Origin of the sequence: Bacillus sp. FSL R5-0443 (genome assembly GCF_038608285.1) — a bacterium.
Taxonomy (GTDB): domain Bacteria; phylum Bacillota; class Bacilli; order Bacillales; family Bacillaceae; genus Bacillus; species Bacillus velezensis.
This window is the reverse complement of record NZ_CP152013.1, coordinates 1,266,895-1,282,009: the sequence shown is the minus strand read 5'-3', so window position 1 is coordinate 1,282,009 and position 15,115 is coordinate 1,266,895. Positions and strand designations below refer to the sequence as shown.

The following is a 15,115-nucleotide window of genomic DNA, read 5'->3' as shown; positions in this document are numbered from 1 at the left end:
TGCCCCGAATGGGCATCCTTATTTTTATTCTGCTGCCAGAAGCTTCACTTCAATATTTCCCGCTGTCGCTTTTGAATACGGGCAGACACCGTGCGCTTTTTGGATAAGGGCTTCAAGCTCCTGTTTATCAATGCCGGATGCTTTGACCTCAAGCGTAACGCCTAGTTTATATCCTTGGTCTGCTTCATCTTTCAGCAGACTGACATGCGCAGTGACCTCTGTTTCAATACTCAGACGCTCTTTTCTCGCTACGAGCTGAAGAGCGCTGTCAAAGCAGGCTGAATATCCTGCGGCAAACAGCTGTTCAGGGTTTGTGGCATGTTCGAGCTTTTTTGCTCTTGGCGTTCCCGGCATAGCAACATCAAGATTCAGCACTCCGTCAGAAGACGTGACTTTCCCTTCACGTCCGCCGGCGGCTGATACGGTTGCAGTAAATAATGGTTTTGTCATGTGAATTCACCTCTATTATATTGTGTACAATTTAATTTTACACAATATAATAAGAACCGTCAATCTTTCCGCATAAAAAAAGCCTACCCTTTTTGAAGGATAAGCTTAAAAGATTATACGCGGATTTGTCCGTTTCCTTTGATGATGATTTTTGTAGATGTTAACGCCGGAAGCCCCATCGGCCCTCTCGCGTGAAGCTTTTGCGTGCTGATGCCGATTTCGGCTCCGTATCCGAATTCAAAGCCGTCCGTAAACCGGGTTGAAGCATTATGATACACGGCGGCGGCGTCAACGGCGGTCTGGAAGTAAGCCGCATGCTCGGCGTTCTCCGTCAGAATGGCTTCTGAATGGTTTGTGCCGTACTGCTGAATGTGGCGGACCGCCTCCTGTACGTCCTGCACCGTTTTCACACTGAGAATCGGCGCCAGGTACTCCGCTCCCCAATCGGCTTCTTCTGCTTGTTTCGCTTGAGGCTCCAGTTTGCAAATTACCTGGTCTCCTCGGAGCTCCACCCCTTTTTCTGTCAGCTGATTCAGCAGCTTTCGTCCGTGTTCTTCGGCCCATTTTTCATGAATCAAAAGAGATTCAATCGCGTTGCAGACCGAAGGACGCTGTGTTTTGGCATTGATGACGACCTCGCTTGCCATTTGAGGATCTGCTGACTCATCTATGTACACGTGGCAATTGCCCGCTCCGGTTTCTAAAACGGGTACGGTTGATTCCCTGACCACTAGATCAATTAAATTTTTACCGCCGCGCGGGATCAATACATCCAGCCCGTCATTTAATGTAAAGAGCTGTTTGGCGGTTTCTTTGCTTGTATCTTCTATGAGCTGAACGGCATCAATCGGAAGCTTTGACAGCCCCAGTGCGCGTTTCATCACACTGACAAGCGCTATGTTGCTGTGGATGGCGGAAGAACTTCCTCTGAGCACAACCGCGTTTCCGGTTTTCAGACAGAGTGTGGCCGCGTCTACGGTAACGTTCGGTCTGGCCTCATAGATCATGCCCACTACTCCAAGGGGCACGCGGATTTTTTCAATGGATAATCCATTCTCTTTTTGAATGGTCTCCAGCGATTCACCGACGGGATCTTCAAGACCGATTAATAGTTCCACGGCGTCCGCGATATCGAGCAGGCGTTTTTCATCAAGAGTCAGCCTGTCAATAATGTCAGGTGTCAGTCCTCTGTTCCGTCCCGCTTCAATATCTTTCTGATTCTCTGTTAAAATCAGCCGGCGTTCATTTCTGAGTCCGTCTGCGATACATTGGAGCGCTTCGTTTTTTTCAGCCGTCGTTTTCATGACCATTTCGGCAGCCGCTTCTTTTGCCAAGGCCGCTTTTTGCAATACTTCACTCATTTGTGTTCCCCCTCGTCAAATAAATTCACCCAATCATCTCTGTGAATCACTTCCACCTGCTTCGTTCCTGAAAGCTGGTCGCTCCGCTTCCCTTTGACTTCTAAAATTTCATCGGATGAGTACTGCGTCTGCCCTTTGCCGATAATGCCGCCGGGCCCTTTGACTTCCACTACGGCCCCTTTCGGAAAACTGCCGCAGACATCGGCGACGCCGGCAGGGAGGAGACTTGACCCATTATGGATCATCGCCTGCTCCGCTCCCCCATCAATGATGATTTCCCCTGATATCGGAGAATGAAACATGATCCATTGCCGTGTATTATTCACTGAGGACAGGTCTTTATCGCCGATATAAGTGCCGTCGCCTTTTCCGTCTAAAATCACCATCAGTTTTTCCCGTCCGGAGCCGGTTCCGATAAATACCTTTACCCCGAGCGACAATGCGGTCTGGGCGGCGAGAAGTTTTGACTTCATGCCTCCGGTGCCGACCTTTGAGCCTGCTGATCCGGCATATCCGAGCAATTCAGGTGTGATGTCATTCAGATAGTCGAACCGCTTTGCGTCCGGGTTTTCATTCGGATTGGCATCGTACAGCCCGTTAATGTCTGTGAGAATCATTAATTGGTCTGCATGAATCAAACCGCTTACAAGCGCCGACAGCATGTCGTTATCACCGAACGTCAGCTCTTCGACTGATGTGGAATCATTTTCATTAATAATCGGCACGACGCCCCGCTCCAACAGTTCCATTACAGTGGCATAGGCATTTCTGTACCGCTCTCTTTTTGAGAAATCATTTCTTGTTAATAAAATTTGTGCCGGCGTCAGACCGTATCTTTTTAAATGGTCCATATATTGCTGCATTAAAAGCGTCTGGCCGACTGCGGCAGATGCCTGCTTTCCTTTTATCGTAACGGGTCGCGACGGATAGCCGAGAGCGGAAAAACCCGCTGCCACCGCGCCTGAGGTAATGAGGATCACTTCATGCCCGTTTTCTTTTAATAAAGAAATGGCTTCCGTATGTTCCTTGATTTTTGCTTCATCAATGCTTCCGTTACTGTTGGTGAGCGAGCTGCTCCCGATTTTCACAACAATTCTTTGTTTTTTCATCGTTTCTCCTCCGTGGCAATCAATCCAAACCGGCTCTCTTCAATAAAAAAAGCCCATTCCGTCCTGAAAAATAAGGACGAAATGGGCTTTCCGTGGTACCACCTTGTTTGAACGCGTTTTTCACGCGTCCCGCTTTCCTGTAACGCCAGGTTATCGCGCCTGAGTTTTCCCCTCAGGACTCCAAGGCAGGTTCGGCAGGTTTCATGCGGCAAAATGTTTCAGCGGGCCATTTTGCTCTCTGTCACAGAAAGTTCTGCGTACTGATCCTCTTCAACGCTCAATGATTTTTTTATATTATGCAAAGAAAACAGGTTCTTGTCAAGACATTTTCATCCATAAAAAACAGTCCGCCTCCCCGGCGGACCGCCATTAATTAAATACGATCGTTTTGTTTCCGTGAACGATGACGCGGTCTTCCAGATGCCATTTTACGGCTCTTGCCAACACGCTCCGCTCAATCGTTCTGCCGATATTCTTCAGATCCTCTGCGTGATCTCTGTGATCGACGCGTTCAATATCCTGTTCAATAATAGGCCCTTCATCAAGATCGTCCGTCACATAGTGAGAGGTCGCGCCGATTAATTTCACTCCGCGCTCATAAGCCCGTTTATACGGGTTAGCGCCGATAAAGGCCGGCAGAAATGAATGGTGGATGTTAATAATCCGATTCGGATGGGCAGATACAAAATCAGACGTCAAAATCTGCATGTAGCGGGCAAGAACGATCACATCAATCTTATACCGCTCCAGCAGCTCAAGCTGGCGCCGCTCCACTTCGGCGCGGATGTCTTTGTTAGCTTTCATGTAATGGAACGGAATATTCAGCGGTTCGACCACTTCTTTGGCCTCTTCGTGGTTGCTGATGACGACCGCAATTTCGGCCATCATATTGCCGCTTTGCCATTCCCAAATCAGTTCATGAAGGCAGTGCAGCTCCTTCGATACAAAGATCGCCACCCGCTTCAGCTCACTTGCCAGAGACAGGCTCCATGTCATGCCGAATGTCTGGGCGATTGAGGCGAACGCCTGCTGTAAGTCCTCTTTTTTCTCACGAATGCCCTTGCAGTCGAATTCGATCCTAAGAAAAAACCGTCCGCCTTCAGGGTCAGTCGTGTATTGATTTGATTCAATAATGTTTGCACCATGTTCAAACAAAAACGCCGACACGGCCGATACAATTCCCGGCTGGTCGGGGCAGCTGACAAGCAGGCGCCCTTTTTCCTCATTCCCGCGGCGGTATTCTTTCAGCCGCTGTGTCATATATGAATTCATCTGTTTTAATCCCTCGTATCTTCATAATTCGTAACTTACTAATAAATTATACTGAAGATTTGATAAAAATCAATTTACGAAAGAATTTTCAGCCCTACGGCAGCGCATAAAATAAGCGCAATGAAAAAGATGCGCTTCGCATCCTTCTGCTCGCCGTAGAAAAGAATGCCGGCTAATGCGCCGCCCGCCGTGCCGATACCGGTCCAGATCGCATAGGCCGTGCCCATCGCGATCGTCTCCATCGCATAAGAAAGCAGGGAAAAAGAAGCCGCAAATCCGGCGATAATGAAAAGAATCCATTTGACTTTCTTTTCTTTTTGAAATTGATTCATTAAAATGACCCCGAGCATTTCACAAAGACCCGCGGCTATCAGGCTGATCCAATGCATTACGCCTTCTCCTCCTTCGTCTCAGGCTTATCCTGTGTGACCAGCTTTAATCCGATGACACCGATCAGCAAAACGCCGATCAGCACGATTTTCACCGGATCGGCCTGCTCTTTGAAAAGCAGGATTTCACTGAGCACGGTGCCCGCTGTCCCGAGTCCGGTAAAGACCGCATATACCGTTCCTACGGGCAGGCTGTCTGTCGCCTTGATTAATAGATAAAAACTGATGATGATTCCCACAATCGTGCCGCTCCACGCCAGTGCCGAATCAGCATGTTTCAGGCCGGTGACCCATACCACTTCAAATACGGCCGCTATGACCACTAAACCCCATTTCATGTTCTTCATCCTTTCTGTATCCGGACAATACAAAAAAGCCCGGATAGTCGTCTCACATGAGATTGACTCTCCCGGGCTTTTTTCCCTCCGTGTGCATATGCGGGATATGTCCGCATATGTGTTTTCTCTCGGACCAGGCCATGTATGAACATGCGGAACCCTAGAAAACATGTCTGTTCGTATCATACTACATTTCGCCGAAACGTTCAACGTCAGATGTGATGTCAAAAACCGTCAGCTGCCTCTCCCATTTGGTAACGGTCTCACCGGGCACCATACCGATTTTTTCCGCGACACGGACGGAGGCAGCGTTTTCCGGATCAATCAGCGCCGCTATGCGTCCGTATTGCTGCGTATGAAAACCGTAGTCCAGACAGGCGTTCGCCGCCTCTGTCGCATAGCCGCAGCCCCAGCGGCGGCGGGCAAACATATAGCCGATTTCCATCAAAGTGTTTCCGTTTACCGTCTGCGGAACGATTCCGCATTGACCGAGAAATGCGCCCGTCTCTTTATCCTCTGCGATCCAAAGACTGACGCCGTATCCTGCGGCCAATCGTTTGTTCCAGGCAATCCATTCCTTCGTTTCCCGTCTGCTTTTAAGAGAAGGATAATATTTCATGACCTCTCTGTCGGTAAACAGCCCGTACAAATTTTCTTCATCGTCATCCCGCATAGTCCGCAGACGGATACGCCCGGTTGTCAGGATGGTGCCGGAAGACTTATGTTTCATCATGCACGCCACGTCTCCTTTCCCTGTAATAGATTATGGATCCGGCAGGAAAAGTCCTTTCTCAGCATAAAAAAACCGCTTTTTAAAAAAGCGGTTTGATGATTACCAAGGTTTATCTGTTCCGAGCGCCTCGGCCAGGGCCTTGCTGTGTTTTAAGCGGTTTTTTCGTTCTCCGGCGCGCTGAACGGCCGTATTGTGAAGCATGATTTCTTCCTCGGTTTCCGGCACGATCCGCGGAACGGGTACCGATTTCCCGTTTGAATCAAGCGCGACAAAGGTCAGAAACGACGTTGCCGCAAGCTCGCGTTCGCCCGTCATCAGATGTTCTTTAATGACTTTAACAAACACCTCCATAGACGATGTGCCGACCCATGTGACGTAAGATTCAAGGCATACGGAATCCTGTTGGCCGATGGGGCGCAAAAAATCTACAGAATCCATTGAGGCCGTGACTGTTTCACACCGGCAGTGGCGGGCCGCGGAAATTGAAGCGATATCATCAATGTAGCTCATCAGCTTTCCGCCAAACAGCGTATTGTGATTATTCGTATCAAGCGGAAAAACCCTGCTTGTTTTAACAACCCTTGTTTCTTTGCAAAATCTTGATTCTGGCAACTTCATATTATTTAAACTCCCCTTTGGTGTCTGGTCGTTTTGACTCATTCATCTGTACCCTATTAAACAATACTTTGACCGTTTTGTCTAAAATTTTAAATATTAAGTTGGTTAGATATTCTCTCATAAATGTTTCATTATTCATCACATCCGGGAATAATAAACGCACATTGAATACCGATAGGAGGATATCACATGGACGTATCCATTCCCAAATCCACGCGGAAACCGGCTTGCCGCAGTGAGTTTGATGCTTTGCAGACAGTCATCTTATGCCGGCCGGAACACATGGCCATCAAGGATATTATTAACGGAACGCAGAAACATTTCAAACAAGAAAATATTAACATACCCGTTGCCCTCAAACAGCATAGTGAGTTTATTGACATTTTAAGATCTCATCAGATTGAAGTCGTCCTGCTGCCTGCCGATCCCGCATTGCCTGAGCAGGTATTCACCCGGGATATCGGATTTGTCTTAGGCGAGACGGCGTTTATTTCAAACATGGCGGCTTCAGTCCGGCAGGGAGAAGAAAAAGTGTTTCAAAACCTGCTTGACAATAAGAAAATCCCCTATACGCGACTGAAAAAAGCGAACATTGAAGGCGGCGACATCTTGATCGCAGACGGCACCGTTTACGCCGGGCTGAGCGAGCGCACGGATAAAGCGGCTGTCCGGGAGCTGCGGGAGGCACTGCCGGAGATGACGGTAGTGCCGATCCCTCTCAAGGAAGATTTTTTACATTTGGACTGTGTATTTAATATGATCTCGGAAACGGAGGCGCTATACTGCAAAAATGGCTTGCGGCAGGAAGAAATTGATCTTCTCGCCGAACGTTTTGAGATGATAGAAGTGCCTGAAGAAGAGCAATTCACGCTCGGTCCTAATATCTTGTCAATCGGCAATCAGACAATTATCAGCCTGCCTCAGCACCGTCATACGAACCGCGAGCTCAGAAAAAGAGGTTATACAGTCATTGAAACCGAGTTTTCCGAAATTATTAAATCAGGCGGTTCCTTCCGCTGCTGCACCTTGCCGCTTGTCAGAACATCTTAAACATTTACAAGGCAGTTTCCTTCAAGATACGTTAATATAGAGAAGACAAGACTCTAAAGGGGGAAACCGAATGGCTAAGTACATAGGATACGCGGGAACATATACAAAAGGCGGAAGCGAAGGCATTTATTGTTTTGAACTTGATACAGAAGCGAAACGGCTCAGCCGTCCGAAGCTGGCAGCAAAGCTCGGCAACCCGACATACGTCACTCCGAATTCTGATAACAGCATGCTGTATTCCATTGAAAAGGCAGACGGAAAAGGCGGCGTCGCAGCCTATCAGATTCATCAGAACAGCGGGGAATTAACTTTTGTGAACCACCAGCTGATTGAAGGCCCGTCTCCATGCCACGTCAGCATTGATGATAAACATGAATATGTGTTAACCGCTAATTACCACAGCGGAAAAGTGCACGCCTTTCCCGTCAATGAAGACGGAAGTCTGCGGGAGCCGGCTGCCGAAGCCGCTCATACGGGAACAGGTCCTCATGAAAGACAAGAGAAACCGCATACCCATTTCGCAGGCTATACACCTGAGCATAACTACATTGCAGCCGTCGATTTAGGGACGGATACGCTTTATACTTACCAAATGAAAAACGGTTCGCTCACAGAGGTGAAAACTCACTCTTTCGCACCGGGTTCAGGGCCGCGCCACATCGTTTTCCATCCGGCGGAAAAATACGCCTATGTCATGACGGAAATCAGTAATGAAGTCATCGCGCTTGAATACAACCCGACCTTAGGTGAATTCAGAGAGCTGCAGGTCATTTCCGCTTTGCCTGAAGGCTTTACGGACAAATCGCAAGGCAGCGCGATCCGCATATCTAAAGACGGCAGATTTCTTTATGCCGCCAACCGCGGACATGACAGCATCGCCATCTTTAAGATCAACCAATATTCCGGCGAATTGTCTCTTATTGAATGGGTGCCGACAGAAGGAAACTGGCCGCGTGATTTCGCGTTTGACCCTTCCGAGACATTCCTTGTCGCGTCAAACGAAGAAACGGGAAATCTGGTTTTGTTTGAACGTGATCCGGAAACGGGCAAATTGACTCTGCTTCAATCTGACATTCCGGTTCCGTATCCGGTCTGCGTGTCATTTCTGCATCAGGTTTAATTAAAAAAGAAAGCTGACTTTATATTGTCAGCTTTCTTTTTTGTATAAATGGCAGGCGACAAAACGCCCCGCCTTCACTTCTTCAAGCTCAGGCGTTATCTTACCGCAGAGCTCCATCGCTTCAGGACACCGCGTCCTGAATACACAGCCGCTCGGCGGGTTAAGGGGGCTCGGCAGCTCCCCTTTCAGAATAATCCGTTCACGCTTGTCCTCAAGAAGCGGATCAGGAATCGGGATTGAGGATAAAAGCGCCTTCGTATAAGGGTGAAGCGGTTCCCGGTAAAGCGCAGCGCTTTCTGTAATTTCCATCATGCGGCCCAAATACATCACGCCGATCCGGTCGCTGATATGCTTGACCATTGATAAATCGTGGGCGATAAATAAAAATGTCAGCCCTTTCTCTTTCTGAAGCCTTTTTAAAAGGTTGACGACCTGAGCCTGTACCGACACATCCAGCGCGGAAATCGGCTCATCCGCCACGATAAATTCGGGATGCAGAGAGAGCGCTCTGGCAATCCCGATTCTCTGCCTCTGTCCGCCGCTGAATTCGTGGGGATACCGGCTGCCGAAATCCGGATGGAGCCCGACAGCTTCAAGCAGTTCATCCGCCATCATCAGACGGGCTTTCCTTGTATTATAAAGATTGTGGATTTCCATCGGCTCCATAATAATTTCCCTTACGGTCAGGCGCGGATTTAACGAGGCGTAAGGATCCTGGAAAATCATCTGCAGCTTGCGGAAGAAGACCGACCGCTGTTCTGCCGCGGCACGGTGTATATCCGTCCCTTCATATGATACCGAACCGGCCGTCGGGTCATACAGACGGAGAATAACCCTTCCGAGCGTCGATTTACCGCATCCCGATTCTCCGACAAGTCCGAATGTTTCCCCTCTTTTAATGTGAAAGCTGACACCGTCGACTGCTTTTACGGCTTTCTTTCTTCCTGCGTCAAAATGCATTTTCAGCCCGCTGACTTCAAGGAGCGGAGATGCCGTCATTTTCTATTCCCCCTTTTCGCTTATACAGCGGCGTACGGTGCATAATTCTTTTTCATAGACGGTTCCTTCCAAAGACAGCACTTCGATTGTTTTTCCCGTTTTCGGGGAGTGCAGCATTCGGCCGTCTCCCAGCGCCAAACCGACATGGTGGATCGCGCCTTTTCCTTCTTCATAGGCGAAAAACAAAAGGTCAGCCGGCAGGATATCGTTTACCGCCGCGCCGCATCCGGCTTTTGCTTGGTCCGTTGCATCACGGGGAAGGGTATAGCCGTTTGCTTTAAATATCGAATACATAAACCCGGAACAGTCAAACCCGAAACCGCTCAGTCCTCCCCATAAATACGGAAGCCCGAGAAACATCATGCCCGTTTCGATGACATCGGCCGCCCGTCCTTCCGTATGCCGGCACTCGTCTGCGTCAGCTTCATTTACGAACCTTTCTCCGAGCGGCGTCACCACCCGGAAAAAGCCTTTCTCACGTCCTGATGCCGGAAGACGCGTTAGGAAACTTACTTCCAAGTCCGGTTCGCCATTTGTGTGATATAAAAAAGCTGTCGGTTTGGTAATCCATACGGCGGGGGAAGATGTATGAAAGCCGTCTTTTGAAAGCTGGCTTTTTTTCATCCACCCCGGATATCCGCGCACATCCTTGTTTGAAGGCTGGCCGGGAACGGCGACAAAAGTCCATTCCCCTTCCTCTTTGAGAATGATCACTTCTTCCCCGAAAAGCGCTTGCGTTTGGACAAGGTTGTCTGTGCATAATTGCAGCCGCTCTTCATATCCCATAGACGCTAACCATTTTCTGATCTGCGGCGGGTTTTCAAGCATCGGCGCATCATACGAACGGGGAGATGACGGCAGCGTCCATACGTTGGCTGCCGCCGCTGTAACGGCTGCTCTCATCTTTTCGCCCCCTCTTGTATCGACACACCGGTAATGCCGAGACCCGGTTCGTCGGGAATCGCAATCTGACTGCCGCTGTATGTGATGCCGCCTTGAATCAAATCATCTTTCAGCATAAGCGGCGCATCAAAATCAAACCTCGTCACATTCCGTTTGCCCGCGGCAAAATGGGCCGCGGCGGTGATGCCGAGTTTGGTCTCAATCATGCTGCCGACCATGCACTCCACGCCGCACGTTTCCGCCATCGCATTGATTGTTTCCGCCTGCTTTATGCCGCCCGCTTTCATCAGCTTAATATTAATTAAATCGGCGCTTCTCGTCTGCAGCACGTGAAAGGCCTGACGGGGGGTAAAGACGCTCTCATCCGCCATAATCGGCGTGTCTACGGCATCGGTGACCTGCTTCAGCCCGGCGATATCGTCTTTGTGAACAGGCTGCTCGACCAGCTCAATGTCCAGTCCGGCGTCTTCCATCTTTCGGATCGCAGTCACGGCTTCTTTCGAAGTCCAGCCTTGGTTGGCGTCCAATCTCAGTTTGACGTTTCCGCCGACACGTGATCTGATCGCCTGAATCCGGGCAACATCGTCTGATATGTCACCTATGCCGACTTTTATTTTTAAAATATGAAATCCTTTGTTCACATAACGGTCTGCATCCCCCGCCATCTCCTCAGGAGAGTTAACGCTGACGGTAAAATCTGTTTCCAGTGTATTCCGATAGCCGCCGAGAAGCCGGTAAAGCGGCTGTCCGTGCATTTGCGCCCATCCGTCATATACAGCCATATCCACCGCGGCTTTTGCGCTTTGATTTCTTTCCAACAGCCGGCTGATATCAAACAAAACGGCTTCCATGCCGGAAAGGCCCCGCCCCAAGAGAGCGGGCTTCAGCACATCGTGGACGGCGCTTTCAATACCGGCCGCACTGTCGCCTGTAATGACAACCGTCGGCGGCGCCTCCCCCCAGCCGGTCAGACCGTTGTCAAAAGTGAGCTTCACAATGACCGATTCAGCATTGTAAACCGTGCGTAAAGCGGTCTTAAACGGCTTTTTCAGCGGCACGGACATCCGTCCCGTTTGAATATCTGTAATCCTCACGCCTGATCACTCCCTTCCGGAAACCCCCGATTCAATCGTTACCGCTTTGGCCGCCGTATCCATAACCGCGCGGGCTCCGATCGGAACGGCGAAGCTCGGTGAACAATGGCCGATTTTAAAGCCTTTAAGCGCGGGCTTCCCTGATTTGACAATGTAATCGTTCAGCACTTGCTCTAAAGTAAGCGACTTTTCTTTATGCTTCGGTTCGCATTGGTGAAAATCACAGACCAGGATTCCGGCTGCGTCTGACAGTTTTCCGGCCATCTTTAATTGATTCAGCATTCTGTCGATTTGATACGGCTCCTCATCAATATCCTCGATAAACAGCAATTTGTCTTTTGTATCAATTTCAAACGCCGTGCCGAGTGTGGACGTAATGAGCGACAAGTTGCCTCCCGCAAGCTCTCCCTCGGCCCTTCCGCCTGTCAGCACCTCTAAGGGAGAAATGTCCTCCGTATAGGTGAATTCCGTTTCTGTAAAAAGCTGATGATACGACGCTTTTGTCAGGGGATCAGCATCTTCAAGCCCGACATCCGTGCTCAGCATCGGGCCGTGAAATGTGACGAGCCCCGTATTTTGATGAATGGCGGTATGTAAAAACGTGATATCACTGTATCCCCAGAAAATTTTCGGATTGCGGCGGATTAAGCCGAAATCGATGTCGGCGGCAATGCGGCCCGTGCCGAATCCTCCGCACGCGCATATCACCGCTTTGACATTCTGATCACTAAACATGTCATGGAGATCATCGAGGCGCGCCCGGTCCTCTCCCGCCAAATAGCCGTGACGGGTCTTCAGCGCCCGGCCGAGTTTCACTTGAAGGCCAAGCTCATTCTCTAAAAACAGCAGCGCGGTTTGCAGCGTCCCGCTCTCTGGCGGGCTTGCGGGCGCAATCACACCGACCGTGTCGCCTTTTTGCAGTGCTTTCGGTTTATGGTTCATGACTTTTTCAATCTCCTTTCCGGATTGAAAAGTGAAACACGCCGCTCCTTTAACGGCAAAAGAGCGGCGTATGTTTCCGCTGTAAGATCAGGACTTTTCCGCCCACTTCAGATCAATGTAACCGACGGGGTGCCGGACAATGCCCTTCACGCCGCTGTTCTGCAGATGCACCTGATTGTAAAAGTAAATCGGAATGATCGGAGCCTCGTTCATGAGCAGTTTTTCCGCTTTATGCATGAGCGCAAAACGTTTTTTGGCATCGGCTTCCTGTTTTGCCTGCTTGATGTAGCCGTCGTATGCCGCGCTGCCCCAGCCGGTGCGGTTCATGGAATTATCCGTCTGGAAAGCCTCTAGAAAACTGATCGGATCTGCGTAATCCGGTAAAAATGAGCTTTGAGAGAACTGGAACTTCAGTCCTTTCTGCTCTTCTAAAAAGACGTTCCATTCCATATTGGCGAGCTTAACGTCTATACCGAGCACACTTTTGAGCTTCTGCTGAATCGCTTCCGCTATTTTCTTATGCTCCGGTTTTGTGCTGTATGTCAATGTAACGGCGGGCAGCTTGTCATAATGCTCTTCTGCCATGCCTTTTTCCAGCAGTTTTTTGGCTTCTGATTCATCCGGATTTAATAAACTGCCGCCCGCTTCGCGGCGGAAATCTTTCCCGTCAGGCTGAGTAAATCCCGGGGATACAAAGGCATGTGCCGGCTTTTCACTGTTTTTGGTCACATAATCCGTGATTTCTTTCTGATCAATCGCTGCCGCGAACGCTTTTCTGATCTTTTCATTTTGAAACGGCTCCATTTTTACGTTAAAACGATAGAAATAGAGTCCGGCCTGATCCCACGTGCGGACATTTTTTCCTCCCATCAGCTGCTCGCTCAGCTCTGCCGGCACAAAGGCGGTATCCAAATCCCCGGACTGGAACATCTGATAGTCGGTATTCCGGTCACTGACCATCGCCCATGTGACTTTATCCAGTTTCACCGTCTTTTTATCCCAATACGTCTCGTTTTTGACCATCGTCATGCTGTCGTCATGCTTCCATTCCGTCAGTTTGAACGGCCCGTTGCCGACAAAGGTTTTTGCTTCAGTGAACCATTTCGGATCAGCCTTGGCGACCTTCTCATTAATCGGGAAATACGCCGGATTGGACACGACGCTCAGAAAATAATCCTGCGGTGCCGCCAATGTGACGACAAGCGTTTTTTTATCTTTTGCCGTGACTTTCACGTCTTCTTGTTTGCCTTTTCCGCTGTTAAATTCTTCACCGCCTTTGATCATATAGCCGAGAAAAGCGGAAGATGCGCCCGTTTTCGGATCGAGCATCCGTTTCCAGGCGTACACGAAGTCTTCCGCCGTAACGGGATCGCCATTTGTCCATTCGGCGTTATCCCGGATATTGAAGGTATATGTCAGCTTATCAGCGGACACCTTCCAGCTTTCCGCCATGGCCGGTTCGGGCTTATTATCTTTTCCGAGCCTCGTCAATCCTTCCATGATGTTATTCAGCGGCTGCCAGGAAACATTATTAAATCCGATCGGCGGATCAAGTGAGGTCGGCTCATTTTCGTTATTGAGCCGCAGCACCGTTTCACCCCCCTGTTCTTTTGCTTTGCCGGGTTCTGTCCCCGCCTGTTCATTGGCTGTACAGCCCATCAGAGCAAACGAAACAACAGCAATCACACCGATCGCCCATCTCTTTTTCATTTCAATCCCCCTTTTTCCTCTGCTGCCGTCAGCTGCTGCTTCAGCCGTTCTGCACGGTGATCCTGAAGCCAGCAGTTGACGATATGGCTTTTGGATTTCACGGTTGTTGCCGGGTATACCTTTTCACAGACGATCATCCTGTCCGGGCAGCGGGCGGCAAACGGGCAGCCCGGCGGCGGATCGAATAAATCAGGCGGCGTCCCGTCAATCGGCGACAGCTCACTATCCTCCATATCCAGACGCGGCACTGAACGAAGCAGCCCCTTTGTGTATGGATGAGCCGGACGGTAAAAAATATCATGCCTCGTGCCGATTTCGGCGATTTTCCCCGCATACATGACGGCGACTCTGTCGGCGGTCTGAGCGACGACGCCGAGATCGTGTGTGATCAGAATAATAGACACGCCTGTTTTTCTTTGAATCCTCTTAAATAATTCAAGGATTTGTGCTTGAATCGTCACATCAAGAGCCGTTGTCGGTTCATCGGCGATCATAATTTCCGGCTCGCAGATCAGAGCCATCGCGATCACGATCCGCTGCCGCATGCCCCCGCTTAATTGGTGGGGGTACTGCTTTAGGCGGGATTTCGAGTCCGGGATACCGACCAGATCCAGCATGGCGAGAACCTCGGATTCAGCTTGTTTTCTTGTCATGGCACGGTGTTCCAACAGCGCTTCTGAGAGCTGATCCCCTATGGTCAAAGTCGGATTGAGCGCCGTCATCGGGTCCTGAAAGATCATAGAAATATCGCGCCCCCGGATTGCCCGCATTTCCCGATCCGACATTTGGCAAAGGTCTTTCTGTTTAAATTGTATGCTTCCGGATTCAATCTTTGCCGAATGTTTCGGAAGAAGACCCATCACGGCTTGTGACGTCACGCTTTTTCCGCAGCCCGATTCACCGACGATCGCAAACGTTTCACCTTTATATAAATCGAAGCTGACGCCTCTGACGGCTTTTACAGTGCCTCCGTATGTTGAAAAAGTAACATGCAGATTTTGAACGGATAGAACTTGCTGCGCCATTT

The 15,115-nt window shown here is 49.7% G+C and carries 16 protein-coding genes and 1 riboswitch; of the genes, 2 read left to right on the top strand and 14 right to left on the bottom strand.

All coding sequences use genetic code 11. The features are described from left to right. Positions 1-24: 24 nt before the first annotated feature. From NYE28_RS06685 to NYE28_RS06650, 8 genes are all read right to left on the bottom strand, one after another. Positions 25-450: an organic hydroperoxide resistance protein gene (locus tag NYE28_RS06685; protein ID WP_007610880.1), complete on the bottom strand. Its 426-nt coding sequence runs from the start codon at positions 448-450 to the stop codon at positions 25-27. 113 nt (positions 451-563) lie between these two features. After that, positions 564-1,811: a glutamate-5-semialdehyde dehydrogenase gene (gene proA / locus NYE28_RS06680; RefSeq protein WP_025284624.1), complete on the bottom strand. Its 1,248-nt coding sequence runs from the start codon at positions 1,809-1,811 to the stop codon at positions 564-566. After that, a complete protein-coding gene (proB, locus tag NYE28_RS06675; protein WP_072589014.1) occupies positions 1,808-2,920 on the bottom strand; it encodes a glutamate 5-kinase in 1,113 nt (370 codons plus the stop codon). Before proB ends, proA begins: the two co-directional genes overlap by 4 nt. Before the next feature lie 369 nt (positions 2,921-3,289). Further along, positions 3,290-4,192, bottom strand: a complete 903-nt coding sequence (gene purU, locus NYE28_RS06670; protein ID WP_007407234.1) for a formyltetrahydrofolate deformylase — start codon at positions 4,190-4,192, stop codon at positions 3,290-3,292. 74 nt (positions 4,193-4,266) lie between these two features. Beyond that, on the bottom strand, positions 4,267-4,581 hold the full coding sequence (locus NYE28_RS06665; protein ID WP_007407235.1) for a multidrug efflux SMR transporter: 315 nt from the start codon (positions 4,579-4,581) through the stop codon (positions 4,267-4,269). Beyond that, positions 4,581-4,919 carry a multidrug efflux SMR transporter gene (locus tag NYE28_RS06660; protein ID WP_015239709.1) on the bottom strand — a complete coding sequence of 113 codons (339 nt, stop codon included), beginning with the start codon at positions 4,917-4,919 and terminating at the stop codon, positions 4,581-4,583. Before NYE28_RS06660 ends, NYE28_RS06665 begins: the two co-directional genes overlap by 1 nt. A 66-nt stretch (positions 4,920-4,985) precedes the next feature. Continuing rightward, positions 4,986-5,094: riboswitch (guanidine-I (ykkC/yxkD leader) on the bottom strand. 12 nt (positions 5,095-5,106) lie between these two features. Continuing rightward, entirely contained in the window at positions 5,107-5,652 is a 546-nt protein-coding gene (locus NYE28_RS06655; protein ID WP_007407237.1) for a GNAT family N-acetyltransferase, read from the bottom strand. 99 nt (positions 5,653-5,751) lie between these two features. Further along, on the bottom strand, positions 5,752-6,270 hold the full coding sequence (locus tag NYE28_RS06650; RefSeq protein ID WP_003154772.1) for an acyl-CoA thioesterase: 519 nt from the start codon (positions 6,268-6,270) through the stop codon (positions 5,752-5,754). A gap of 189 nt (positions 6,271-6,459) precedes the next feature. Between NYE28_RS06650 and NYE28_RS06645 the strand changes: the two genes are divergently transcribed. Together NYE28_RS06645 and NYE28_RS06640 are read left to right on the top strand one after the other, a co-directional pair. After that, a complete protein-coding gene (locus NYE28_RS06645; protein ID WP_015239707.1) occupies positions 6,460-7,320 on the top strand; it encodes a dimethylarginine dimethylaminohydrolase family protein in 861 nt (286 codons plus the stop codon). A 70-nt stretch (positions 7,321-7,390) separates the two neighbouring features. Beyond that, positions 7,391-8,440 carry a lactonase family protein gene (locus NYE28_RS06640; RefSeq protein WP_025284622.1) on the top strand — a complete coding sequence of 350 codons (1,050 nt, stop codon included), beginning with the start codon at positions 7,391-7,393 and terminating at the stop codon, positions 8,438-8,440. A 27-nt stretch (positions 8,441-8,467) separates the two neighbouring features. Here the strand turns inward: NYE28_RS06640 and NYE28_RS06635 are convergent, their stop codons facing one another. The 6 genes from NYE28_RS06635 to NYE28_RS06610 all read right to left on the bottom strand — a co-directional run bounded on the left by NYE28_RS06635 (position 8,468) and on the right by NYE28_RS06610 (position 15,113). After that, positions 8,468-9,439 carry an oligopeptide/dipeptide ABC transporter ATP-binding protein gene (locus tag NYE28_RS06635; protein WP_007610864.1) on the bottom strand — a complete coding sequence of 324 codons (972 nt, stop codon included), beginning with the start codon at positions 9,437-9,439 and terminating at the stop codon, positions 8,468-8,470. A gap of 3 nt (positions 9,440-9,442) precedes the next feature. Further along, entirely contained in the window at positions 9,443-10,342 is a 900-nt protein-coding gene (locus tag NYE28_RS06630) for a C40 family peptidase (RefSeq protein WP_015239704.1), read from the bottom strand. Continuing rightward, a complete protein-coding gene (locus tag NYE28_RS06625) occupies positions 10,339-11,436 on the bottom strand; it encodes a dipeptide epimerase (RefSeq protein WP_100001397.1) in 1,098 nt (365 codons plus the stop codon). Before NYE28_RS06625 ends, NYE28_RS06630 begins: the two co-directional genes overlap by 4 nt. Positions 11,437-11,442: 6 nt before the next feature. Beyond that, complete coding sequence (locus NYE28_RS06620; protein WP_161968259.1) at positions 11,443-12,390, bottom strand: LD-carboxypeptidase; 948 nt, start codon at positions 12,388-12,390, stop codon at positions 11,443-11,445. A gap of 75 nt (positions 12,391-12,465) precedes the next feature. After that, entirely contained in the window at positions 12,466-14,088 is a 1,623-nt protein-coding gene (locus NYE28_RS06615) for a peptide ABC transporter substrate-binding protein (RefSeq protein WP_342490342.1), read from the bottom strand. Next, the gene (locus tag NYE28_RS06610; RefSeq protein ID WP_342490341.1) at positions 14,085-15,113 is read right to left on the bottom strand and encodes an ABC transporter ATP-binding protein; all 1,029 of its coding nucleotides are present in this window, start codon (positions 15,111-15,113) and stop codon (positions 14,085-14,087) included. The genes NYE28_RS06615 and NYE28_RS06610 overlap by 4 nt, the downstream gene beginning before the upstream one ends. Between the last annotated feature and the right edge of the window lie 2 nt (positions 15,114-15,115).

What these genes read in the sequence shown, in the direction of transcription:
- NYE28_RS06630 (WP_015239704.1), bottom strand. Translation starts at nt 10,342, where the DNA reads ATGAGAGCAGCCGTTACAGCGGCGGCAGCCAACGTATGGACGCTGCCG.
- NYE28_RS06660 (WP_015239709.1), bottom strand. Translation starts at nt 4,919, where the DNA reads ATGAAATGGGGTTTAGTGGTCATAGCGGCCGTATTTGAAGTGGTATGG.
- NYE28_RS06640 (WP_025284622.1), top strand. Translation starts at nt 7,391, where the DNA reads ATGGCTAAGTACATAGGATACGCGGGAACATATACAAAAGGCGGAAGC.
- NYE28_RS06610 (WP_342490341.1), bottom strand. Translation starts at nt 15,113, where the DNA reads ATGGCGCAGCAAGTTCTATCCGTTCAAAATCTGCATGTTACTTTTTCA.
- purU (WP_007407234.1), bottom strand. Translation starts at nt 4,192, where the DNA reads ATGAATTCATATATGACACAGCGGCTGAAAGAATACCGCCGCGGGAAT.
- NYE28_RS06655 (WP_007407237.1), bottom strand. Translation starts at nt 5,652, where the DNA reads ATGATGAAACATAAGTCTTCCGGCACCATCCTGACAACCGGGCGTATC.
- proB (WP_072589014.1), bottom strand. Translation starts at nt 2,920, where the DNA reads ATGAAAAAACAAAGAATTGTTGTGAAAATCGGGAGCAGCTCGCTCACC.
- NYE28_RS06685 (WP_007610880.1), bottom strand. Translation starts at nt 450, where the DNA reads ATGACAAAACCATTATTTACTGCAACCGTATCAGCCGCCGGCGGACGT.
- NYE28_RS06645 (WP_015239707.1), top strand. Translation starts at nt 6,460, where the DNA reads ATGGACGTATCCATTCCCAAATCCACGCGGAAACCGGCTTGCCGCAGT.
- NYE28_RS06665 (WP_007407235.1), bottom strand. Translation starts at nt 4,581, where the DNA reads ATGCATTGGATCAGCCTGATAGCCGCGGGTCTTTGTGAAATGCTCGGG.
- NYE28_RS06635 (WP_007610864.1), bottom strand. Translation starts at nt 9,439, where the DNA reads ATGACGGCATCTCCGCTCCTTGAAGTCAGCGGGCTGAAAATGCATTTT.
- NYE28_RS06615 (WP_342490342.1), bottom strand. Translation starts at nt 14,088, where the DNA reads ATGAAAAAGAGATGGGCGATCGGTGTGATTGCTGTTGTTTCGTTTGCT.
- NYE28_RS06650 (WP_003154772.1), bottom strand. Translation starts at nt 6,270, where the DNA reads ATGAAGTTGCCAGAATCAAGATTTTGCAAAGAAACAAGGGTTGTTAAA.
- proA (WP_025284624.1), bottom strand. Translation starts at nt 1,811, where the DNA reads ATGAGTGAAGTATTGCAAAAAGCGGCCTTGGCAAAAGAAGCGGCTGCC.